General features: G+C 43.1%; 18 protein-coding genes and 3 pseudogenes. 11 read left to right on the plus strand and 10 right to left on the minus strand.

The window, feature by feature from the left end:
• Positions 1-250: hypothetical protein (locus tag AC5590_RS05615; protein ID WP_169263295.1), on the plus strand; the 250-nt coding region annotated here is incomplete at its 5' end.
• A 16-nt stretch (positions 251-266) separates the two neighbouring features.
• Here AC5590_RS05615 and AC5590_RS05620 read toward each other — a convergent pair.
• From AC5590_RS05620 to AC5590_RS05630, 3 genes and pseudogenes are all read right to left on the minus strand, one after another.
• Positions 267-1,118, minus strand: coding sequence for a hypothetical protein (locus AC5590_RS05620; RefSeq protein ID WP_248277132.1), 852 nt, complete (start codon positions 1,116-1,118; stop codon positions 267-269).
• A gap of 1,366 nt (positions 1,119-2,484) precedes the next feature.
• Positions 2,485-3,840: pseudogene (locus AC5590_RS05625) on the minus strand ((Fe-S)-binding protein).
• Between the two features lie 59 nt (positions 3,841-3,899).
• On the minus strand, positions 3,900-5,243 hold the full coding sequence (locus AC5590_RS05630) for an FAD-binding oxidoreductase (protein WP_169263296.1): 1,344 nt from the start codon (positions 5,241-5,243) through the stop codon (positions 3,900-3,902).
• A 211-nt stretch (positions 5,244-5,454) separates the two neighbouring features.
• Here AC5590_RS05630 and AC5590_RS05635 point away from each other — a divergent pair.
• The 5 genes and pseudogenes from AC5590_RS05635 to AC5590_RS05655 all read left to right on the plus strand — a co-directional run.
• Positions 5,455-5,559, plus strand: a pseudogene (locus AC5590_RS05635) (pentapeptide repeat-containing protein); the annotation flags it as partial.
• Between the two features lie 22 nt (positions 5,560-5,581).
• Positions 5,582-6,913 (plus strand): FAD-dependent oxidoreductase, encoded by a 1,332-nt coding sequence (locus AC5590_RS05640; protein WP_169263297.1) that lies wholly within the window; start codon positions 5,582-5,584, stop codon positions 6,911-6,913.
• A gap of 69 nt (positions 6,914-6,982) precedes the next feature.
• The gene (locus AC5590_RS05645; protein ID WP_169263298.1) at positions 6,983-7,396 is read left to right on the plus strand and encodes a GlcG/HbpS family heme-binding protein; all 414 of its coding nucleotides are present in this window, start codon (positions 6,983-6,985) and stop codon (positions 7,394-7,396) included.
• A 277-nt stretch (positions 7,397-7,673) separates the two neighbouring features.
• Positions 7,674-8,126 carry a toll/interleukin-1 receptor domain-containing protein gene (locus tag AC5590_RS05650; protein ID WP_169263299.1) on the plus strand — a complete coding sequence of 151 codons (453 nt, stop codon included), beginning with the start codon at positions 7,674-7,676 and terminating at the stop codon, positions 8,124-8,126.
• A gap of 50 nt (positions 8,127-8,176) precedes the next feature.
• Entirely contained in the window at positions 8,177-10,636 is a 2,460-nt protein-coding gene (locus AC5590_RS05655; RefSeq protein WP_169263300.1) for an NB-ARC domain-containing protein, read from the plus strand.
• 328 nt (positions 10,637-10,964) lie between these two features.
• Here the strand turns inward: AC5590_RS05655 and AC5590_RS05660 are convergent, their stop codons facing one another.
• On the minus strand, positions 10,965-12,326 hold the full coding sequence (locus AC5590_RS05660) for an NAD(P)/FAD-dependent oxidoreductase (RefSeq protein ID WP_169263301.1): 1,362 nt from the start codon (positions 12,324-12,326) through the stop codon (positions 10,965-10,967).
• A 431-nt stretch (positions 12,327-12,757) separates the two neighbouring features.
• Positions 12,758-12,829: pseudogene (locus AC5590_RS05665) on the minus strand (LysR family transcriptional regulator); the annotation flags it as partial.
• Positions 12,830-13,060: 231 nt separating this feature from the next.
• On the opposite strand from AC5590_RS05665, the gene AC5590_RS05670 reads away from it, so the two are divergent.
• The 4 genes from AC5590_RS05670 to AC5590_RS05685 all read left to right on the plus strand — a co-directional run bounded on the left by AC5590_RS05670 (position 13,061) and on the right by AC5590_RS05685 (position 17,000).
• Entirely contained in the window at positions 13,061-13,939 is an 879-nt protein-coding gene (locus AC5590_RS05670; protein WP_169263302.1) for an aspartoacylase, read from the plus strand.
• Between the two features lie 162 nt (positions 13,940-14,101).
• Positions 14,102-14,245, plus strand: a complete 144-nt coding sequence (locus AC5590_RS05675) for a hypothetical protein (protein ID WP_169263303.1) — start codon at positions 14,102-14,104, stop codon at positions 14,243-14,245.
• Between the two features lie 347 nt (positions 14,246-14,592).
• Positions 14,593-15,117, plus strand: coding sequence for a hypothetical protein (locus AC5590_RS05680; RefSeq protein ID WP_248277133.1), 525 nt, complete (start codon positions 14,593-14,595; stop codon positions 15,115-15,117).
• Positions 15,118-15,257: 140 nt separating this feature from the next.
• Entirely contained in the window at positions 15,258-17,000 is a 1,743-nt protein-coding gene (locus AC5590_RS05685) for a metallophosphoesterase family protein (protein ID WP_169263304.1), read from the plus strand.
• Between the two features lie 33 nt (positions 17,001-17,033).
• On the opposite strand, the gene AC5590_RS05690 is transcribed toward AC5590_RS05685, so the two are convergent.
• From AC5590_RS05690 to AC5590_RS05705, 4 genes are all read right to left on the minus strand, one after another.
• Complete coding sequence (locus AC5590_RS05690) at positions 17,034-17,414, minus strand: PIN domain-containing protein (protein WP_169263305.1); 381 nt, start codon at positions 17,412-17,414, stop codon at positions 17,034-17,036.
• A 9-nt stretch (positions 17,415-17,423) separates the two neighbouring features.
• Positions 17,424-17,684, minus strand: coding sequence for a hypothetical protein (locus AC5590_RS05695; RefSeq protein ID WP_169263306.1), 261 nt, complete (start codon positions 17,682-17,684; stop codon positions 17,424-17,426).
• Between the two features lie 36 nt (positions 17,685-17,720).
• On the minus strand, positions 17,721-18,959 hold the full coding sequence (locus AC5590_RS05700; protein ID WP_169263307.1) for an ARMT1-like domain-containing protein: 1,239 nt from the start codon (positions 18,957-18,959) through the stop codon (positions 17,721-17,723).
• Positions 18,960-19,252: 293 nt separating this feature from the next.
• Positions 19,253-20,059: an SDR family NAD(P)-dependent oxidoreductase gene (locus tag AC5590_RS05705; RefSeq protein WP_169263308.1), complete on the minus strand. Its 807-nt coding sequence runs from the start codon at positions 20,057-20,059 to the stop codon at positions 19,253-19,255.
• Positions 20,060-20,496: 437 nt separating this feature from the next.
• Here AC5590_RS05705 and AC5590_RS05710 point away from each other — a divergent pair, with 437 nt between their 5' ends.
• Complete coding sequence (locus AC5590_RS05710) at positions 20,497-21,672, plus strand: glycosyltransferase (RefSeq protein WP_169263364.1); 1,176 nt, start codon at positions 20,497-20,499, stop codon at positions 21,670-21,672.
• A gap of 336 nt (positions 21,673-22,008) precedes the next feature.
• Here the strand turns inward: AC5590_RS05710 and AC5590_RS05715 are convergent, their stop codons facing one another.
• Positions 22,009-23,175 carry a pyridoxal phosphate-dependent aminotransferase gene (locus tag AC5590_RS05715; RefSeq protein WP_169263309.1) on the minus strand — a complete coding sequence of 389 codons (1,167 nt, stop codon included), beginning with the start codon at positions 23,173-23,175 and terminating at the stop codon, positions 22,009-22,011.
• Positions 23,176-23,743: the final 568 nt, after the last annotated feature.

Below are 23,743 nucleotides of genomic sequence, written 5' to 3' on the forward strand. Positions count from 1 at the left end.
CGCACACTCTACGAATTCTTGGCGCTCTTGGCGACGCCAGTCACCTACGGAGGGAGAACGCCAGGTCCTACAACGGGGGGAACCCCCGGAACGGACTGGCTCCCCTCCTGCAGCAGTGGCTCGTCTTGGGGTCTCACGCCACATGCTACAAGTCGGCACAGCCGACGTTGGAAACCCTTCCGCAGCGCTGGTCTCACCGCTAGCAATATATGAAAGAAACACCATCCCCTTCTTGGGTGTTAAGCGTTAAGCGTGTTTATTGAAAATTAAGAGGCTGGGGGGGAACCTAAATTCTGAGGCGAGTTGATGTTAATCGTGATTGCTGTACCCTTAAGGTCTCCTCCTGTGACGGTGTTGTATATGATAAAACCTCGATTTGGTTGGTCAAAAAGATATCCACGTGCTGAGGGTGGAATTTTCCCTTGTTTCACTAAAGAAATGAAAGATTCAAAATACCTTTGTATACTCTGACGGTTCCCCTGATTTGTCTTCGTATGATTGTTAACCAGGAGCAAAAACAAGTCCACAGTGCGAGTGTCTTGCCCCTCAATTAAATTGCTGTTATTCAAGAAAGAACTGGCTATTAGCTTTCCGTTAACTTGCTGAACTTTAAAAAGGGTGTAATAAAGATCCTGTTTCTGGTTATCTCTGACGTAGCACACCCAAGAACCGTCTAACTTCGGTGTAAAACCTTGTTGTGCCAGGTAGGAAAGCGGAGAACGATTTTGCTCACCTGTTGGTGGAGGTAGCAAATTATCTACTGCATCAAAAGAGCAAACCTTCTGGGTTGTTCCCGACTGGGGAGTAGTCGGAGTCTTCTGGATTGTTCCCGGCAGGGGATTAGTCGGAGTTTTCGGGGTTGTTCCCGGCAGGGGAGTAGTCGGAGTTTTTTGGATTGTTCCCGGCAGGGGAGTAGTCGGAGTTTTCGGAGTTGTTCCCGGCAGGGGAGTAGTCGGAGTTTTCGGGGTTGTTCCCGGCAGGGGAGAAGTTGGAGGCTTCTGCATTGTTCCCGGTTGGAGAATAGTAGGACTCTCCTGCGCTACTGCAAAAGAAGATACAGCAGCATATGTAGGAAGCAAAATAGCAAATGCGCCAAGCAAACGAACAATGATATTCATAAAGTGTTGGCGAGTGATTAGCAATGGATACCGTTAGCGAAGTTAATAAAAACCATATTCAATGGGTCAATAGTGAAGGAGTTTCAGTGGTGGAATTTTAATGTACGCTACGCTCAAAACTTTCATCAAGGGGGTATTTCAGGAACTAACAATGTCTGCCAAATCTTCATCTATGTGTAAGTAAAATTACACTATTTGAATGAAAGTTCTAGCTTATTTGAAAGGAAATCAGTTAATTTTGTTTCAAGGAAAGTACTTACTAGACAAAAATTTACTTAGTACGTACTTTCTTCTTGTTGTGTAGCTAGTTAAATCTCGAAGAGACATAGTAATATACACTACTGGATTCATGGAGATACTATCCTTCATGAAGATATGTGGAAGGTACTGGCTTGGGTATACTCATAGCTCTAGTTAAGTAATTTCAACCACCAATGTTGTTAAATGTTGATTAGTTAACTGTTGGACACGAATGCTAGCTATTGAAGGCTTCCACGATCAGCGGCGAGGAGACATATCCCCTTGTGGGTATGGGGCAAAATGGTTCGCAACTAGAATTCATAATTCAAATTTAAAAATCAATTTTAAATTATCAATAATGAATTTTGAATTTAAGCCGTATCCTTGTGTGAATGCGGCACTTCAGCCCCCAATTTCCTGTGATGTGATTAACTAGGAACACAAACAAAATAATTTATACCGACAATGATGCACCGTTGATTTTTATTTTAAAAAAGCCAGAATTGTTATATTGTGCGATCGCTAGTTATAAAAGTCAATCATCAAACTACTGTTGTTTGTTTATTGTTCTAAGAGTTTTCTGTAGCTATACAAATTTAAAATCAGACAATATAAGTTGGGTAAGTTTTATGATATTATTGTGCGCTCATATGATTAACAAAGTATGAACAATAGGTAAATTATAAGGTTAAAATTAAGTATTCAAAGGCACAATCTGACATGGCGCTATGGAGTAGCACTAAAGCATCCCAAAAATTTAAGCTTTCTTTACAAACAGCTTATAGAATTCATGAAAACTTGGTCAGACCAAAACTCATCTGGATGGCTCTATTTCTTTGTTCTATCAGCCTTCAAGTGGGAAGATGAGAACCCCTACGATGAGCGCGAGGGGATGAAAGACGACTGACGCCTCTATTATGCTGTATACCAAGACGTATTTCCACCAGAGCCTCACTTAAGTAAGGTCGGTACAATTAAACCACAGAGGTCTGCTTATCTAGCAACTTACTGCATATGCTTGCTGAACTGAAACCTATAACTAGATGACAGGGTGCCTTTCGCGGCTAAAGCCGCGCAGGTATAGCTCTTTACAAAAAGCCACAGGCTTCAAGCCTGTAGCTTTTTTTTAAACTTTCAACTTCACACCCCTGATTGAATAGTCCAACAACTCCATTGGGTGCATGATAGAAATCTGTTTCCCCTCCAACTGTAAATGCTTGCGAATTTGCAAAGTACAACCCGGATTGGCAGAAGTAATTAAATCAGCACCAGTATTCAGCAAATTCTCAACTTTTTGTCTACCCAACTCCTCGGCCACCTCTGGTTGAAGTAGATTGTAAATTCCCGCACTACCACAACATATAGCTGCATCAACTGGTTCGCGCAACTTCACGCCTGGAATTTCTCGCAACTACTGACGCGGTTGCAAGCTAATCTTTTGTCCGTGCAACAAATGACATGCATCTTGATAAACCAAACTCAAGGGTTGATTTGTAAGTGGTGATAATTTTGCTGTTAAACCAACACTAACCAAAAACTCTTGCGCATCTCTAACCTTCGCCGCGAATGCTTTCGCTTTTTCGCGATACTCTGGATCATCTCCTAAAATATGACCGTACTCTTTTAATGTATGACCGCAACCAGCAGCATTGATAATTACAAAATCTACACCAGTATTTGCAAAACTATCAATCATCTGCCTTGCTAAAGCTTTGGCTTGTTCTGTTTGTCCTTGATGTTCGGGAAGCGCCGCACAACATCCTTGAGTTTTGGGAATCACAACTTCACAGCCATTCGCCGTTAAAACCCTTACAGTCGCTTCATTGACTGGCGAGAAAAATAACCTTTGCACACATCCCAAAATCACCCCAACTCGATAACGTTTCTTACCCTGTGCTGGAATAATATCTGGCAAATTATCTTGAAAAGATTTCAAAGTAACTTCTGGCAGAATTGATTCCATCGCGGCTAAGCGAGGAGACACAAGCTTCAACAACTGAGTTCCACGCACCAATTTGTGCAAACCCAACTTTTGATAAAAAAACAATGGATCCAGCAGAACCCTTAAAACATCAGGATTAGGAAACAGAGAAAATATCAGTTGACGAAACAACTTATCTGGCAAACTACGCGGGTAATTCCGTTCAACTTGGTGACGAGTTGCAGAAATCAATTTGTCATATTGCACACCAGAAGGACAAGTCGTCACACAAGCAAGACACCCCAAACAACTATCAAAATGTTCTACTGTTGCCTTATTCAGAGGAATCTCACCCTCATTGATCCCATCCATAAGATAGATGCGTCCCCGTGGAGAATCCATCTCCTTCCCAATCACCCGATAACTAGGACAAGTCGAGAGACAAAACCCACAATGAACACAAGTATCAATCAACTTTGGATTTGGCGGATGATTTCCATCAAAACCAGTCAAATTCTCCAAACTAGCCTTCTTACTCTCAGAACCTTGAGAAACCTGCATATTATCTCTTCTTCTCCCCTCTTTCTTTGCGTCCTTTGCGTCTTTGCGGTTTATTTATCCTAAATCCCACCCACAAAACGACCCGGACTTAAAATACATTCCTTATCAAACTGCTCTTTTATCCGACGCATCAACTCCTCAGCATTACCAGTGTAGCCCCATACATCCAACTGTTGCTTAACCTCCACTGGTGCTTCCAAAATAGTGAGGAAACCCCGATTGGCTTGACAAAGACTTCGTATCCCCAACAGCTGATCAATCTGGTTGTCACTCTCAAACCGCAACACCCCCAAACCACTAGCGATGTGAATCCAACCCACATCTGCTTGAGTCAAAACTTCAACAGCAGAAGTCGGTAACACTCCTATTTTGCAAGTTATTGCCGACTCATTAACAGAAGAATCTATTTGTTCTCGCAATATGCGCCATAAATCAGCTTCATCCGCCGCTGAATATATCGTTCCTTTTAACCCAAGTTGTTCCCCGACTTCCAAAAGTCGGTTTGACTGTTCCTTGACACTCTCAGCTATACTTTGAAAGCGAGCAACTAATCCCAATCCTTCACCTAATCCCAAGCCAGACACCAGTTTTGTTGATAGCAAATCAGCTTGGGTTGGTGTCAACGCAGAACCTCTGAGGACGCCAGCACTTTGAGATATAGCCTTTGGATCACCAGTCAGCACCACCGTCTGGGATATCTCGTGCATAGGATAAACACGAAACGTCACTTGACTAATGACCCCTAATGTGCCAAAGGACCCAGTAAACAACTTCATCAAGTCGTATCCAGCAACATTTTTCACCACTCTCCCGCCAGCTTTGGCGATTTGTCCATCAGCACGTACAAAGGTAATTCCCAAGAGTTGGTCTCGTACAGTACCATAGCGTTGCCGTAAGGAACCTGTATCAGCGGTAGCAACAATACCGCCAATGGTTGCTGTATCTTGTGTTATGGGGTCAACAGCGAGAAATTGCCCAGAGTTTGCCAACATTTCTTGGAGATGAGAAAACTTAATTCCCGCTTCGACTGTCACCGTTAAATCACCAACGGCGTGTTCAATGAGTTGATTCAGGCGTTCTGTGCTGACTACAACGTCAACATCTTTGACTAACCCACCCCAGTTCAGTTTACTGCCACTACCGCATGGCAAAACGCGCCACTTGTTACGGTGTGCTTGTGTGATGACTTGCGCTAGCTGTTCTGTGGTGTGAGGGTAGACGATACAACCGGGAGGAGTTGGGGAAGCGTTGACGCGTTTGCGCAGCGCCCCCTTAGGGGCTAGCGGCTTCTCGTCAGAGATCGCCTGTAATATAGATTTTTGCTGACTGACTGGTACATCTTCCCAACAGACAGCATTTTCTGTGCCGACAATAGATGTAAAACAAGAGGCTAGCGCTTTCATTTGTTTGTTTTAGACTCTTAATATATCAATACGGTTCATGAAAAAAGCACATTTTTATCAGCTTTGGTGAAAGCCTTGCTGTATAGCGCATTGGTGATTTTATTGAGTCAGTGCTACTTATTGAGATTGTTCTGGCTGTTACAGCATATTGCGCTACAGTGGTAAACAATCATAAATCTTCAGTCTACAGCTTAGGGATGTCTTAAGACAACTGCTGTCAAAATCAGATGGTCGTTCTTTTAAAGGTCAAAACCTTGCAGGGGCAAACTTTAGTTATGTAGATATTCGAGAGACGGATTTTAGGGGCGCGAATCTGAACTAAGACGCTAGATGTTAATATGATCAAACGAGTTGTAATTGTAGGTGCAGGCCCGAGTGGAGTTCTTCTAGCTCACTATTTGCTACGTCGGGATGAACAGTATAATGTTGAGATCTATGAGCGTCGCAGTGATCCACAAACAGTTCCATTTTCCTCCGCTAGAACCTTTCCTCTTGTCCTCAATCAACGCGGAATGACGGCACTGAGCAAAGTTGAAGGGATTCTCGCAGCCATTAAGGCAGTAAGCTTGGAAAGTACTGGCTCACTCGTTCACCAAAAAAAAGGCAAAACGCAGTTCCTTCCAAGGAAAAAACCGATTCTGATTCTGGATCGCAGGCGATTGGTGGTCACACTGTTGAAAATGTTGACTCAACAGTATAATAGCGATCGCCTCAAAATTCATTTTGACCATCAATGTAAGCAAGTTGATTTTGAAGCAAAAACAGTCACCTTTGAAAATACAGCAGTCAATCCTACAGGAGAAGTTACTGTTGGTTATGACTTATTAATTGGTGCAGATGGAGCGCGATCGCGAGTTAGAGAGCAGTTTCTCTCAACTAACCAATTCGAGTTAGAAAAAAAATACGTTCCCTCTGCTTACAAATCCATTTTTCTACCTGCTGAGAGTGCAGCATCATTGAAAGCAGGTTATATCCATACTTGGAGAAGTAGCGATGGAATTTTTGCTACCTTGGTGCATGATATAGATGGCTTGATAAATGGAACTGTTAACTTTCCTCGCGAGAACAACCCCATCGTCAATTTTTCTACAAAAGAACAAGTATGGCAATTCTTTCGTGAATACTTACCAGAAATTGCTGAGCTTTTACCAGAGTCGGAAGTCGAAGCATTTCTCAATCGTCCCATTTCAACTATTTTGACGATTCGTTGTAATCGCTACCATCATGGTGATAGCGTTTTACTAATTGGTGATGCTGCTCATGCTACCTCTCCTTCTTTGGGTCAAGGCTGTAATGCTTCCCTTGAAGATGTTGCTTTCTTTGATAAGTTATTAGATGAATATCCTAATGATATTGGGGAGGTACTCAAGCAATTTACCCTACGTCGAAAACCAGATGCTCATGCACTAGTTGAGCTAAGTGATTACACCTTTCCATTATCCAGTAAATTGCTGTTTTTAGAGTTATTTATAAGACTGCGAACTGCTCAATTTATGCATCAACTCTTTCCCAGATACTTTTCCCCCTCATTGTTACAACTTCTCTCTGAAACAACCATTCCCTACTCAGAAATTTTGAATTCATACAAAGGTTGGATTTCCAGAGTAAAACAAGCGAACGAAAAGTTTTTAGAAAGACAACGATCACCGCAACACGTACGTTTAAATTGAGTTTTCCCAATCTGCTCGTGCATGATGATATTCTTTATCGCATAGATTTCTACAATTGAATGAATTACCATGACGAATGACAAACATTCTGTATCTTTAGATGATGCACGACGAATACTAGCGGCTGGAGAAGCGAAGGCGAATGCAATCGGACAACCAATGAATCTTGCAGTCGTTGATGCTGGCGGGAATCTTGTTGCTCACATTCGTATGGATGGTGCGTGGATCGGAAGTATCGATATCTCGATCAACAAAGCATTTACTGCTCGTGCGTTTAATCTCTCTACCAAATCCCTTGCCCAAAGTGCTCAACCAGGAGAACAGTATTATGGTATTCACGTCTCAAACGGAGGACGAATCATGATCTTTGCCGGGGGTATACCACTTCAACGCGATGGGCAGATAGTTGGTGCAGTCGGAGTAAGTGGTGGTAGCGGTGAACAGGATCAAGCTGTAGCTGAGGCAGCTGTGGCAGCTTTTTAATACCATTAACACTAAACGTCTCCAAAATAAAAGCAGCGCCCATTTGGCAATGGGACTAACAAGATAAATAGTTTTCTGCTCTCACTCAAAAAAGTGGGGGTTTTTCTATGGTTTTGGATCAAACAACAATCCCGAAATAAACATTAACGGCAATTTAACACGATTATGTACCCTGCTATAGTTAAAATATAGCTACTCCCAAGGTCAGCAATGACCATCAAACCCCAAAAGATTTTGATTTTGGCAGCAAACCTTAACAGACGTAAGCGCCAAGCAGATGAGCGAACCTATCGAAGTTTTTATCTCCTACTCTCATAAAGAGCGACGATTGCGAGGCATACTCGACGACCATCTCTCTAACCTAAAGCAACAGGGCATAATTAACGCATGGTATGATGGAGATATTGAGGCAGGAGCAGAGTGGGATGCTCAGATTAAGACTCATTTGGAATCGGCTCACGTCATCTTGCTGTTGATCAGTAGCTCCTTTATGGCGTCAAAGTTTTGCTACGAAAAAGAAATGCTAGAAGCGATGCGGCGGCATGAGGCTGAAGAAGCACGAGTGATTCCTATCATTCTTAGACCTGTGGACTGGAAAGGTGCCCCCTTTAGTAAGCTGCAAGCGCTCCCGAAAGACGGTAAGCCGATTACCCGTTGGAGCAACAAGGATGACGCGTTTTTGGATGTGGTTCAGGGTATTCGTCGAGCCGTTGAGAGTCTAAAAAAGTAAACGGTCAACTGCCGCCTGATGCCACCGAGACAGTTGACCAGAACAAACAAGTGCCACTCGCTAAGCTAAGCGGCGTGCCGCTACTACCAACAAACTATTTGCTGCGCCTTAACGAACTCGAAGCACTGAAAGGAAAAGTGCTAGCCCAGACAAATCAACAAGTGGTTGTCACTGGCAGATCGAGACAGGTTGGTGTGCAAGGAATGGGCGGAATTGGCAAAACAGTCTTAGCTACAGCCCTGGCACGGGATGAAGAAGTCAGAAAAGCTTTTTCTGATGGGGTGTTTTGGATAACAGTTGGACAAACGCCCCAGATTTTAACTTGGCAATCCTATCTTGCCCAGGCGTTGGGCGATAAGCAAACGGCTTTTACCGAGATTGGATTGGCGAAAGCACGGTTGCAGGAGTTGTTTGCAGATAAAGCTTGCTTACTGATTTTGGATGATATTTGGCGTTTGGATGATGCTAAGGCGTTTGATGTGTTAGAAGAACGCTGTCAAATGTTAGTTACCACCCGTGATGCAGCGATAGTTACGGGGTTGGAAGGAAAAGAACATCCGCTTGGGGTTTTAGATGAACCACAGGCGTTAGCACTTTTGGCAAATTGGGTAAATCAACGAGAGGAGTTTCCGACGACAGCAAAAGAGGTAGCACGAGAATGTGGGTATTTGCCATTGGCACTGTCCCTAACTGGTGCAATGGTAAGGGACGGTACATCTTGGGAAGATTTGTTAGACGCACTAAAAGAAGCTGAGTTAGAGTCTATTGAGCATGATTATGGCAGCATCTTGAAATCAATTAAAATTAGCATTGATGCACTGCCACCACAAGAAGCACAAAACTATTTGGAACTAGCAGTTTTCCCAGATGATACACCTGTACCGGAAGCCGTTATTGTCAAAATTTGGACGCATAGCAACAGATTAAAGGAACGTAATGCTCGTCAAATCCTGACTAATCTAGAGCGCAAAGCCTTACTCCGTACTACAGGAAAATCTCCTGAACGTCAAGTAGAACTGCATGACTTGCAATACCTTTACTTGCGGGGTGCAGTGTCAAATTTGTCAGAATTACACAGTCGCCTATTGAATGCTTACAGCGAAAAATACCCCTCAGGGTGGCATAGTTTACCAAATGACGGCTATATCTGGCAAAATTTAGCCTATCACTTGCAGGCTGGGGGAAGGGAAACGGAATTACAACAACTGCTGTGTGATTTTCGCTGGTTGCAGGCGAAGTTGGAGAATATCAATATTAATGCTTTGCTAGCAGATTATGATTTTTTGCCTAAAGATGAGAATTTACAGTTAATTCAAGGTGCATTGCAACTGTCGGGACATATTTTAAATCAAGATAAACAGCAATTGCCGGGGCAATTATTAGGGCGGTTGCTGGGTTTTAAAAACACAGAAATTCAAAGATTGTTAACCCAAGCGCAGCAATGCAAAACTCGTTGTTTACTTCCGCAAATAGCAAGCTTGACTCCTCCTGGCGGGCCTTTAGTACGTACTTTGGCAGGTCATAGTAACTCGGTAATTGCACTCACCCTGACTGCTGATGGCAAGTACGTGATTTCTGCTTCCGCTGACAACACCCTCAAAGTCTGGGATTGGCAAACAGGACAAGAATTGCGTACCCTAGCAGGTCATAGTGACAGGGTAAATGCAGTTGCCCTCACCCCAGATGGCAAGTACGTGATTTCTGCTTGCTATGACTACACCCTCAAAGTCTGGGATTGGCAAACAGGAGAACAATTGCGTACCCTAGCAGGTCATAGTGACAGGGTAAGTGCAGTTGCCCTCACCCCAGATTGCAAGTACGTGATTTCTGCTTCCTTTGACAACACCCTCAAAGTCTGGAATTGGCAAACCGGAGAACAATTGCGTACCCTAGCAGGTCATAGTAACTCGGTAAATGCAGTTGCTCTCACCCCAGATTGCAAGTACGTGATTTCTGCTTCCTCTGACTACACCCTTAAAGTCTGGGATTGGCAAACAGGAGAACAATTGCGTACCCTAGCAGGTCATAGTAACTCGGTAAAAGCAGTTGCCCTAACCCCAGATGGCAAGTACGTGATTTCTGCTTCCTCTGACTACACCCTCAAAGTCTGGGATTTGCAAACAGGAGAACAATTGCTTACCCTAGAAGGTCATAGTGACTGGGTAAGTGCAGTTGCCCTCACCCCAGATGGCAAGTACGTGATTTTTGTTTCCTTTGACTACACCCTCAAAGTCTGGGATTTGCAAACAGGAGAACAACTGTGTACTCTAGCAGGTCATAGTAACTCGGTAAGTGCACTCACCCTGACTGCTGATGGCAAGTACGTGATTTATGCTTTCCATGACAAGACCCTCAAAGTCTCGAATTGGCAAACTGGGGAAGTAATTGCAAGTTTCGCAGGGGAAAGTCCAATCTATCGCTGTGCTGTTGCGCCCGATGGAGTGAGAGTTGTTGCTTGGGATGAATCAGGAGGGATGCATTTTTTGCGATTGCAAGGCACAAAAGAGTAATATCAGGTTCGGTTAATTGCTTATAAATCCTTGGTGAACCCCACCCCGGTTTTGTCTAACGCCAAAACCTCCCCTCCCCTTACTAAGGGGAGGGGATTGAGGGGTGGGGTTCAGACATTGCCCAAATCATAACTAATTAACCGAACCTGGTATAATTCATAATTCAGGGTTTGGGAATGTGCATCTTAAGAGTATAAAAACTTTTGATTGCAACTTGGTATCAGGAGGCGGAGCCTCCCAACCCTCGTTCCCAGGCTGAGCCTGGGAACGAGATGTCGAGGCAGAGCCTCGTTGTTGATACTGCTGCAAGATCTGAGTATAAAAACTTTTATAGATTAACCGTTTGTCTACCATTCTCAGGTGTGTAATAACCGTTACTATCTCCAGCTTTCGCGTTTTCCAAAACTTCCTTACCTGTAATCAATCTTGCGCCACGCTTGCGGGTGAAATAGTTCCAGCCCCACTGAATCATGACTACCAGCTTGTTGTCAAACTCAATTAAGAAGTAGATGTGAATAAACAGCCAAAATAGCCACGCCAAGAAGCCTGTAAATTTGAAAAACCCTAAGTCTACAACGGCAGAGTTTTGTCCAATAACCGCTAAACTACCCCAATCAAAATAACGAAATTGTGGTAAGGTTTTACCTTTGAGCCGTTGTTTGATCAGTGAGGCAACGTACTGTCCTTCTTGCATGGCTACAGGTGCAACACCAGGTAGGGGTTTGCCGTTTTGATGAGCAAAATTTGCTAAGTCTCCAATGACAAATATATTGGAGTGTTCTTTAAGACTCAAATCAGGTTCAACAATAACTCGTCCAGCGCGATCGCACTCAACACCTGTACTTTCTGCGAGCATTTTTCCCAGAGGCGAAGCTTTCACACCTGCTGCCCATAATACTGTCTTGGCATGAATCTGCGTCACCTCTTCACCTTGTTTGAGGCTGACAACATCACCTTCTATGTTCGTAACCATTGTTTTTGGCTGTACAGTAACACCCAAGCGGCTTAGTGATGTTTCTGCTTGTTTTGATAACTGTGGTGCAAACGGTGGGAGAACCCGATCCAAACCTTCTAGGAGTAAAACTTGCGCTTCGGAAGTGTCGATATTGCGGAAGTCCTCTTTCATGGTGTGATAAGCTAGTTCTGCGATCGCACCTGCTAATTCCACACCAGTAGGACCACCACCAACAATCACAAAAGTTAACCAAGCACGACGTTTTTCAGGATCAGTTTCCTTTTCTGCGGCTTCAAACGCCATGAAGATGCGGTGACGCATTTCTATCGCATCTTCCACAGTTTTTAAACCGGGAGCAAATTCTTCCCACTGATCCTTGCCAAAATAGGAATGCTTTGCACCCGTCGCCAGGATTAAAGAATCATAATGTATTGCTTCCCCACCCATGAAAACTTTTTGTGCTTGAGGATCGATATTATTCACCTCTGCCAACAGCACTTTCGTATTTTTGCTCTTATTCAGTACAGAACGCAGGGGAGAGGAAATATCAGCGGGAGATATCGCACCAGTAGCGACTTGGTATAAAAGCGGTTGAAATAAGTGAAAATTACGTTTATCAATGAGAGTCACATGGACATCAGCACGCGAGAGTGCTTTGGCTGCATATAATCCTCCGAATCCACCACCGACAATGACTACGTGATGGGGTGGCTGATTTTCTACTGTGTTCACCATAAGATTTATTTCCTTTTATTTCTTTACTGTTATTTTTATTAACCAATCTTAAGCATTTGCGTCAGAGTAGCTCTGCTCATTTTTAACATATGAAGAAATGTAAATCGAGCATAACATACATTTACAATGTAAGATTTATTATTTTTAGGACTTACCCATTGACTAAAGTCTGATTATGTGCGTTGAGTTATACCTGTTTACTGAACGGAAGTTTGCGATTAAGAGCTTACCTTCGTATCTTCTTTTTTATAGCGGTCAGATTCATCAAATTATGCAGTTAGAGTATATATGGGAAAAAATGCCAGCAGATGGCTTACAGATTTGATGTCTGGGGCTTTCACACACAAAGCGCCTATTTGTAAAGTGCGTAAGTCCTAACTTTTTCTTTTTTATATGGTTGTGGTAAATGCAAACCCTGGCTGTATGGGCTAGCGTCTAGCAGCATGGCTAAAGTTCAATTCTTCAGCAACGGCGATAAAGTACCGTAGATGTCGGAGTTCTATCATGACTGGAACTACTATATCTTTGACATATATAGCAATCCTATATGAGTTGTGAGAATTTATCGATTAGCAACAAGACGCCAAGGACGCCAAGAAACAGAGGAGAAAATCTTACGTAAGCGCAAAGCGCACGCCAAAGGCGAACGCGCAGCGTGCCCGCAGGGCTTATGATTTAGGACTGCTATAGTTTAGTCTGAAAAAAGATATCTCTGATCTAGAAGGGGCAATATTATGAATCGAATAAATAAGGTAGTGCTGGTTGGTGGTACCCACGGAAATGAATTCACAGGTGCATACTTAATTAAAAAGTTTGAGCAATATCCCCATCTCATTCAGCGAGATAGCTTTGAAACTTTAACCTTTTTTGGCAACCCCAAAGCTTTTGAGGTAGCAAGGCGTTACATTGATAAGGACTTGAATCGTTGCTTCAAAATTCAAGATCTGGAAAATCCGACGCTTTCCAGTTATGAAGAAATCAGGGCAAAAGACATTAACCAAATGCTGGGAGGCAAAGGCAAATCTCCGGTAGATATCATTTTGGATTTGCACTCAACAACTTCAAATATGGGACTAAGCATCTTGTTAGACAACTTTCTCCATCCGTTCAATCTACAATTAGCTGCCCATCTCAGTTTAACTCATCCAGAAGTGAAGGTTTGTTGGGCACCACTAATTGAAAGTCGCTGCCTCCAATCAATCAGTGAATTCGGTTTTGCTATTGAAGTTGGTCCTGTAGCTCAGGCAGTCTTGAATGCAGAGTTATTTCAGAAAACAGAAAAACTTGTTGAGACAATTTTGGACTATTTAGAAGCATATAATCAAGGTTCAATTTCACAGACCAATAGCACGCTCACACTTTATGAATATGTGAAGGATATCGACTATCCCAGAAATGATTTGGGAGAAATTCAGGCAATGATTCACCCACAACTTCAGTTTCGGGATTATGAACCTCTTAATCCTGGCGATCCAATGTTTTTAACCTTTGATGGTAAAGAGATTGTTTATGAAGGAGAATCAACTGTGTATCCAATATTCATCAATGAAGCTGCTTACTACGAGAAAGGAATTGCTATGGGTTTAACCGAAAAGCGACACGTTACTGTTTAGAGCAATGGCACGAATTTCTGGTTAAATTCTTATATTACAAAGGTTTTAAGGCGGAGGATTCTATTATGTGTAATCTAAAAAAAAGGAACGAGGTGTAGATCCGAACCCGTTTACCCTGACACGTAAGTATTCTCCGTCTTTCAATATCTCTACTGGTTAGCGATGGCTTCGCCTGCCCTATGCCCCAAGATGCCTTCAGCATCTTGCCCTGATCTGAGTCCTGCGGACACGCTACGCGAACGCTCAGGGAGAGGGTTTTCTGGAGAAAAACCCTCTGGACATATACGGGCGATCGCCAATGGTTAGGCTCCTAGAGCTAAGTATCGCCTGACTAGAGAATGAATGGGCGTTTTATCTAATGTGTCAATGTATAAGTCCTAACAAGATGTATTGAAGATCATAGATTTCGTTAATTTAAAACTCTGTCTGTAGAGCAAGTGAATTTGTTCCTATGGTAGACGTTTAGTAAAACGGCAGGATTTATGCTATTTACAATTGCGATTGCCTACGGCAGAGCTACGCTTAACGCCCAGAAGAATTACCACAATATTTGATTGATGCATGAATTTCTTCATCTGTAACTGAATGAAGATAAATGACTTAAAACCAAGTGCTGCTACTCACTACCTGGCTTTAGAGTTGGATTTTGAACTATGAGAAAAGCTATTTTCCTGATACTGCCTATTGCCTTGATCCTCTTCCCCAACCAAAGAACGCAAGCCCAACAAGTAGAGTCTACCTTTGATCGTCCCTATTTGGTGTTAGTAAAAGGAGACACTCCTAACAGTTGTAGCTTTACCTCCAGGGATGTTCTGGAACAGACGGCGGACATTGTTCAGGATTTGCAGTTTGTCCGCCCTGGTGACTCGCCAGAGCAAGTCAGATATGAAGTGCGCTTCGCTCCTGATCAGCCTTATGCGCGTAATGGATTGCAATGGACTGCACTTGCAGGAGGAAACTATACTCAGGCTGTTGTAAATTTCCGCGAGAACCGCGCCCAAGAGCGCACTTTCACAATGGCAATTAATTACAACCAACCTAATCAAAAACTGTGTCAGTGGGTGGTACGAGATCCACAACAGGGAACTCAATCCGTCTCCCCAGGTTCATCCGTCTCCCCAGCTTCACCTGTCTCCCCAGCTTCACCCGTCTCCCCAGGTTCATCTCCAAGGCAGTAAGAAATTGCCTTGTTGTCGAGTAAGAGATTATCTAAATGCGAGTATTGAAACCATAATCCGGAACAGTGCAACTTTATTTTGTAGCTGTTTGTGTTTTTTTAGATACAACTGAGATGCACTGACGTTCTGGAACACTCGCAATGCTCAGATATCTCACAAAGCGCAAAATACTAGCTGCCTTATTTATACTAGTTATCTGCCTTAGCGTAGTATACGGTTGCTTTTCTGGGCAAAAAGCCTTTTCATCAGCACCCCAATTGCTCACAGATCCATTTCTACAACTCCCCACGCAATCTTCAGTGCGAGTTCTGTGGTTTACTGAGTTTGCTGGTTCCAAACATAATGTTGCATATGGCGACAATCTCCAGCAAACAGCCGTAGCGAATACGACTAAACTCAGCCGTACACGAGAAGATCAAGAATCAAAAGTAGGAAACCAAAAGGAAAATGGACAAGTTTACAAGCAACCAGTCTCACGTGATATTTGGCGACATGAGGCCCAAGTCGTTGGCTTAACTGGGCTTAAACGAGTGTCTTATCGTGTCACGAGTGTACGAGAAGATGGTAAGAGTATTAGCAGCAATACTTTCACGCTTGCACCTACCCCAACTCCCGGAACACCATTAAAAATTCTCCTAACTTCTGATCATCAATTGAAACCAATGATAGCAGCAAATCTGCAAAAGGTCGTGGAAACTGTTGGTAAAGTGGATGCAGTTTGGTTAGCAGGAGATACAGTGAATATTGCAGATCGTGCCTCAGAATGGTTTGATGATAATGGAGGTGGTGCTTTCTTCCCTTGTTTACAAGGTCGTGCCAAGTTTGAAAGAGATGTGAATGGAAAAAAGACATCTTTTCTTGGTGGAGAAATTATTCAACATGCCCCAATGTTTACCAGTATTGGTAATCATGAAGTGATGGGACGCTTTGGCAAGGGTGGAAGTTTAGGCGATGAATTTAATGATGCGTTTCCGCGTCCAGTTGCGATGAAGTTGTATGGGGAAAAATCGCTGAAAGATAATTCTTATAATACTGATACTTACGAAGAAATTTTCACTTTACCTGAGAGTAAAGAAGGTGGAGAAAGTTATTATGCAGTCAGTTTTGGTGATGTGCGTCTAGTCGTTCTATATGCGACGAATATGTGGCGGACTCCCAATATGGATGCAGAAGCGAGGGGGAAGTATCGGGAAAGAGATAAAGATTTGCAAAATCCCGAAAATTGGGGTTATGGACAAGTTATTTTTGAACCAATTGCCAAAGGAAGCAAGCAGTACAACTGGTTAGAAAAAGAACTCAACAGTCCTGAGTTTAAACAAGCAAAATATAAAGTCGTGATGTTTCATCATCCACCTCATTCTTTAGGCGACAATATTGTTCCTGCTTATACTAATCCCGTGCAGATTATTGAACGTGATGCGAATCGCAATGTTAAAACGGTACGTTACAAATACCCCAAAAAATCAGATTATTTGATTCGCGATGTGATTCCCTTACTTGAAGCAGCTAAAGTACAGATGGTATTCTATGGGCACTCGCATATCTGGAACCGTTTTCTTAGTCAGTCGGGAATGCACTTTTTAGAAACATCAAATGTTGGCAATACTTACGGTGCTTTCTTGAGTGGCGATAAGCGATCAGTTCCATCAGGTGACAAAAAGGATTATGCTGCACTTGGGGATCCCAATGGGTTAGAACCAGTTTTACCAACGATCGCTCCATTACCCGGTAAAGATGGTAAACCCATACCGTATATTGCTAGTAATGATATGACAGCTTTCAGCAATTTTGATACGGGTATGGCTACAGTCAGCAGTTATCGTTTTGATACAAGTCAGCCAGATTCAAAAGTTGTGAAGTTTGATGAGTTTCAGTTGCGATAGGATTCGTTCGTTGCACTGCGGTGTGAGACTACCTCAACGCGTGTAGGGCTGTGCTGTCATTAAACCAGGCACAATCCGATAATGTTTCACATTGAAGGTGCAGAGTGTTGCACCTCGTCCAACTGCACAGGCAGCAATCAAAGCATCAAGCAATCCCAAACTATTTGACAAGTGATAGGTTGTAAAATCTGACAGAGCACGAGCGCAATCAGCTTCAGTAGCCCAAACCACAGGCAATGGAGCAACGAGCTTGAGGGCATTACGAACTTGTTGCATATTGCGAGCATCTTGAATGAGCTCCATAACCACAAAGCCGGGAACACTGGGCACCTCTGGTAGGTTCGCAAACCAAGCTATTGCAGGAGCATGACCACGCTGAATATCGATCAGAACATCAGTGTCTAACAGGTACATCAACTCTACCTATAATTTTGATCGCATTTGAGCCTCATGACGCAGCTGGCGGGCGTATGCTTGACTATCAGTGATGTCAGGTCGTGAATTGATGATGCCTTCACTCTGCCAATAAGCAACAAGCTCTGCTCCGGTCTTAGGCGGATTAGCTAGAACTTGTCTAGTAGACAGAATCCGGAGAATGTATTCCGACAAGGGTAAGTTTAGCTCAGAAGCTTCAATGCAAAGTTCATTCTCCAGCTCTTCTGGTAGGTCAAGGTTAATACTCACTCCATTCCTCCTGTTTAGTTTTAGTTCTAAACTCCTTTAATTATTATCCACCAACTGAACAACTCCCCATTGTCCATTCGTTAACCAAGCAGAGTCTGACTTTTCCACTTCCTCCAAAACTTCCGGTTTAATACCTGCTGCAACTTCCGATTTCAAAGTACGTAGGACTACCATTGGGACGGGTAAGTAACAGACGATATCTGAGATTTTCGTCGTAAAATCCCAATGTCTATCTCCTAACAATCTTCGATAATTTGCATCTCCTTTAATAACTATCAAATTGGAATGAGATAACTCATTTTTTAGAGACTCAGGTATTTCCCAAAAAGCTAAAGGTGATGTCCAAAAATAATCGTCAGACAAAACTAACTGCTCTGATGCAATATATTCTTGTAGTCTTTGAGCAAAGGATGTCACTTCTGGATTGCTTGAGGCTAATAAAAATTCTGTTGTTTGATGCACATCTTTTATCATGGCATCAGAGACGAATGTTGGGTGAGACTTTAAATGCAATCTCACAAGGCTCGCGACACCACTACCTAAAAGATAATCTACCAAACACAAATCACAGACAAGTTCAAAGCCAGCATTATCTACAACAAAGTCAACACCTCCGGAATTGTTAGTGAATAGCAATTCTGTGACTTTGAGTGCATCATCTACTAATATGTGAGATTGTTGATTTTGAATATCAAAACGACTGCGATCGCTTTCAAATGCTGACCACAAACTAAGGTCAACTCGATTTCCCCACAAACCAAAATATAATAATGTTATCAAAGCTGTTTGCCTTGATTGATTTTCTTGCTCTGATACATTCAACCATCCATTCACTTGAGTGCATAAAGCAACGATTGAGTCAAGGGATGTTTCTAAACCTTGACGTTTTTGCAACTCAAATGGATCTACACCTTGCCACTCACCAGCACGAAAGTAGTTGGTAATTTGTAGAAGATATCTATAAAAATAAGTTTCCGCGAAAAACCAGGGAATATCTATCCAACGCTGTTCTTTATATGGTTCTAAATATCTAGACCAATCTGCAAAATCTGAACTAGTATCATCTACAAGAGTTGGCAAATATCCCGATGGCAGTTCACTGGCTAGTTTCTCTAAGCTGGCATTAATATTGGCTGGAAACTTATTTTCAGCGATAACTCTACGGGCAATACTAGGCATCCGTTGAGTAACTGTAAATTCGGTAAACGTACCAGCTTCTACAGCCACAAGTGGTTGTGGTAGGGGTAATCTAGGAGTATTGGATTTTTGTTTCACTCGCTTTTGTTTGTGATAGCACCACTTTCAAATATTGCGGTATTTTGTTAACAAACCTTACAGATTTAAGATTCAGTTTAGAAATGTATCATTAATGCAGTCGTTAACTTGACTGCAACTTTCTTAAATAGAACTTACGCACCATCTGCCAGAAACCAGGTTTCTTCGTTCGTATTTGGTTACGAAACAGAGGATTTTTGGTAGAAACCGGGTTTGTTTGCGTAAGTCCTGTTAAAGAAGCAAAACTTTTGGATATGGTGTCCGCGTGGAAGCTATCGCTTTTTGAATCAGTATTACTTGTTAGCTGACCCCGGCTCAGTAAGCGTGCGGTGCAGTTCGGCACTGACGGTATCAGGCAAGATTTTGCTCACGGTGCCCAGAATCTTGGTTTGGAGTGAGCCTGCGATGACCTCATCCTTGCCCGCCATCAAAGCTTCAAAACCCTGCTTGGCGACTTCGGCTGCGTCGTCCTTTTGACTCACGCCCGCCTTGGTATCGTTCATATCCGCGCGCTGGAAGAAGTTGGTATTGGTCGGTCCGGGCATGAGGACGGTGACGGTGACGCCCGTGTCCTTCAGTTCGCTGCGCAGTCCCTGGGAAAAGGAGTGGACAAACGCCTTGGAGGCTGCGTAGACTGCCTCGAACGGTCCAGGCATCAAAGCGGCGATCGAGGAAGTAAAGAGGATGCGACCCTTACCGCGAGTAACCATGTCTTTCACCACCCGCTTAGCGAGATGGACAGTCGATACGACGTTCAGATTGATCAGATTGAGTTCGTCCTGTAGATCGGTTTCGCGGGCAAAGTCACCGCCAACACCAACACCTGCGTTGATCGCGATCGCATCCACTGGTCGGTTCGCTGCCTTAATCTTGTTGTAGAGCGTCTCAACCCCGTCATAGGTGGCAAGATCGGACTGCACCGTCTCGACTTTGACACCTAGTCCAACCAAAGCTTGAGCAGCTTCGTCAATGCTTGAGCCAGTAGCTGTGATGATCAAATCAAAGCCATTTTGGGCAAACTGTTTGGCAAGTTCGTAGCCGATACCGTTAGAGGCACCCGTTACGACAGCCAGAGGTCGAATTAAGGAACTGTTCTTCATAACCGTCGAAACTCCTATATGATGACTCCACGCTTGTTTGCTATGACTTGCAAGTCTTTCGATACCAGATGGTTTGCGTGGACTGTGAGCTTTTAACCCTTAAAATCCTAAGAACGTAGTAGTGTGATTACGTCTTTCCAAGGAAGTATCGCCCTTTGTGTCTTTAGGATTACTTTTCTAGAGTTCCGTTTATACTTCTAACCCTCATTTACCTAAATCGGGCACTCATCCCACGCTTCGTATCAATTTTAAAGTGAAACGGTCTTAATGCCATTCGGCTATAGCGTCTACCTAGTGTTTGACCTATCATTAAAGTCACCATGTGTTGAAGAAGTTCTTATCACATTTGATAAAGCTTTCGGCACACAATTAAAGTTACTCATATTTACACAATATTTAAAAAAGTAGACGAGTTACCTATGAAACTAAGCCTGTGCATGATTGTCAAAAACGAAGAAGCAACGCTGTCTAAATGTCTTGGCAGTGTGAAAAATGTCGTCGATGAAATGGTAGTATTAGATACAGGTTCTACAGACAGCACTCCACAAATTGCTCAAAAATTTGGTGCGAAAGTGCATCATTTTGAATGGTGTAATGACTTTAGTGCTGCTCGCAATGAAGCTTTAAAATACGTCACAGGTGATTGGATTCTTGTCTTAGATGCAGATGAAACTCTCACCCAGAAAATTGTACCGCAGTTGAAGCAGGCGATACGAAGGGAAGAATACCTCCTGATCAACCTTCTGCGCCATGAGGTAGAAGCAGAACAATCTCCTTACTCGCTGGTTTCGCGCCTGTTCCGCAATCATCCAGATATCCGCTTTTCTCGCCCTTACCATGGGTTAGTGGATGATAGCGTGTCTGAAATTTTAACTCAGGAACCAGGTTTGCAAGTTGGCTATTTGGAAGGGGTTGCTATTTCACACACAGGATACCAAAAAAATGCCATAGCTCAACAAGATAAATTTACCAAAGCACAAGCAGCGATGGAAGGTTTTCTTGCTTCTCATCCTAATGATCCTTATGTTTGTAGTAAGTTGGGGGGGCTTTATGTAAAAATCGGGAAAATAGTAGAAGGTATCAAGTTGTTGGCGCAGGGAGTTGCGAATTGTGAGGAGGAGTACGAGACTTTATACGAACTCTACTATCATCTTGGTATTGCTTACTCTCGTTTGCAAAATTATAAAAATGCGATCGCCCACTATGATGCTGCAGTGAAATTGCCTATCTACCCAATTCTTAAATTAGGAGCATACAACAATCTTGGTAACTTACTCAAAGCAACTGGAGATTTCAATGGTGCTAAAACTGCTTACGAAGCAACAATCAAGATTGACTCCAGTTTCGTCCCAGGATATTACAATCTCGGAATGACGCTAAAGGAAATGAGTTTATTCAAAGATGCTATCTTAGCTTATCAAAAAGCAATTGAGTTAAGTCCTAAATATGCTGATGCGTACCAAAACTTGGGGGTATTGCTGCTGAAACTTGGCTATGTAAAAGATAGTCTTGTGAGTTTTCAAAAAGCGATCGCCCTTCACGAAGAACAGCAAAATCCGCAAGAGGCGAAACGACTGCGCCAAGGTTTGAAAGAAATGGGCTTGTTGCGTTAGTCAACAGTTGACTAATGACCAAGAAAGGGGTGTAGGGGAGCCAGTACTTGATGAGGGTCTCCCTCCGTAGGTATCTGGCGTGTATGGGGGTGTAAGGGTCTAAGGGGAAGAGAAAATTTTCTTTGTTGCCACGCCGCCGGAACCAACAAGGACGCAAGCCCCTTATTTTAATATTGGAAAGAAAAGAAAGGGAAGTTTCAAGCCCAAACCGCCACTAAAGCGAACGGCGCTGCGCGTTTTATTCATGGGGTTCCCCTACACCCCTACACCCTTACCCCCTTACACCCTGCCCGTTCGCGCAGCGTGTCCGTAAGGACTTAGGGCGTTGACTAATGACTAAATAAGTGATTTGACAAATTTTTCAAATCTATCCATTCCCTTTTCAATTGTTGCCATATCGGTGGCGTAGGAAAGGCGAATATTGTCATCACCAGCAAAGGCGATTCCAGGAATAACTGCTACTTGCTCTTTTTCTAGCAACCTGTTAGAAAAATCCAGAGATTTTAGCCCTGTTTTGCTAATGTCGGGAAATAAGTAGAAAGCGCCGTCTGGTTTTGGACAAGTTAGCCCAGGAATAGCGTTAAGTCTTTCATACATGACTTCTCGTCGTTTGGCGAAAGCTTGTAGCATTTCTTCGACGCAATCTTGCGAACCTTCCAAAGCTGCGATCGCCCCATATTGAGCAAAGGTACAAACATTCGACACACTATGGCTTTGGATAGTAATTGTTGCTTTAATCAAATCAATAGGTCCTGCCAAATATCCGATGCGCCATCCTGTCATGGAGTAAGCTTTGGCAAACCCATTGCTGATAATAGTTCGCTCAAAAATCTCTGGTCCTAGCGAACCAATGCTGACCTGTTTGACACCATCGTAGAGAATCTTCTCATAAATTTCGTCGGAAACGACAAGAATGTCAGTCTCAACAATAATTTGGGCGATCGCCTGAATTTCCTCTGGTGTGTAAACCATACCAGTCGGGTTAGATGGCGAGTTGAGGATAAAAAGCTTTGTCTTGGGCGTAATCGACTTACGCAACTGTTCTGGTGTAATTTTGTAACCTGTAGAAACATCTGTGGGGACAATCACAGAGACTCCACCAGCAAGCGTCACCATTTCCGGATAACTTAACCAGTAGGGCGCGGGGATGATAACTTCATCTCCAGGTTCAATCAGCGCCAGTATTAAGTTAAACAGAGAATGTTTCCCACCGTTGGTGACAATAACATTTTCTGCTTTGTAATCAAGACCATTGTCAGTTTTTAACTTGCGAGCAATGGCTTCCCTTAACTTTGGTTCCCCAGATGCAGGTCCATACTTGGTTTTACCTTCGTCCAAAGCTTTCTGTGCAGCAGCTTTGACGTGCGCTGGACTATCAAAGTCCGGTTCTCCAGCGCTAAAACTACAAACATCAATTCCTTCTGCCTTCATTGCCTTAGCCTTGGCTGCAATAGCTAAAGTTATAGAAGGTGCTACTTGACTTACTCGTTGCGCCAGCTTCATGTCACTCGTTTGGCAAACTTCTGACTTACTTTACAATATCTCAGAAGTTCTATTAATATTTGTCTCTTAACAATTCCTTTGTTGAAAGAATAAAATTTATGGGGCGATCGCGAGGCGCTGCTGCCTAAGCGCAAAGCGCACGCACTCGCGTTCGGCAGATCGGCTGTTTGTTATCTCTAGGATGAACTGTGGATGGTGGATACAGAGAGTAAATGTGTTTTTTTACTTTATTATCTACGTAAGTTTCTACTCAACGACCAACCCCCACAAATAGAAAAATCCCAGCATCCCTGCCAACTTAAGCGGCATTATCAAGTGTGGGGGATGACTTGGGAATTCTTGAGCAACTAACTGTAGGAACCAGAAATCGCAAGGTGTTTAAGCCTCAGATTTAGTTTTCCCATCGAAAATTTTCTCGCTCATTCAATAATTCGGAATTTGGTACAAAGATTTAGTATTTCATCCCCGTTAGGGGAAGAGGTTATGCAAAGGAAATCGCAAAAGCTTACCAAAGAGCATTTGCTGGTTTGTTTCCATCCCCGTTAGGGGAAGAGGTTATGCAAAGAGT

It is taken from the genome of Brasilonema octagenarum UFV-OR1 (assembly GCF_963888615.1).
GTDB lineage: Bacteria > Cyanobacteriota > Cyanobacteriia > Cyanobacteriales > Nostocaceae > Brasilonema > Brasilonema sennae.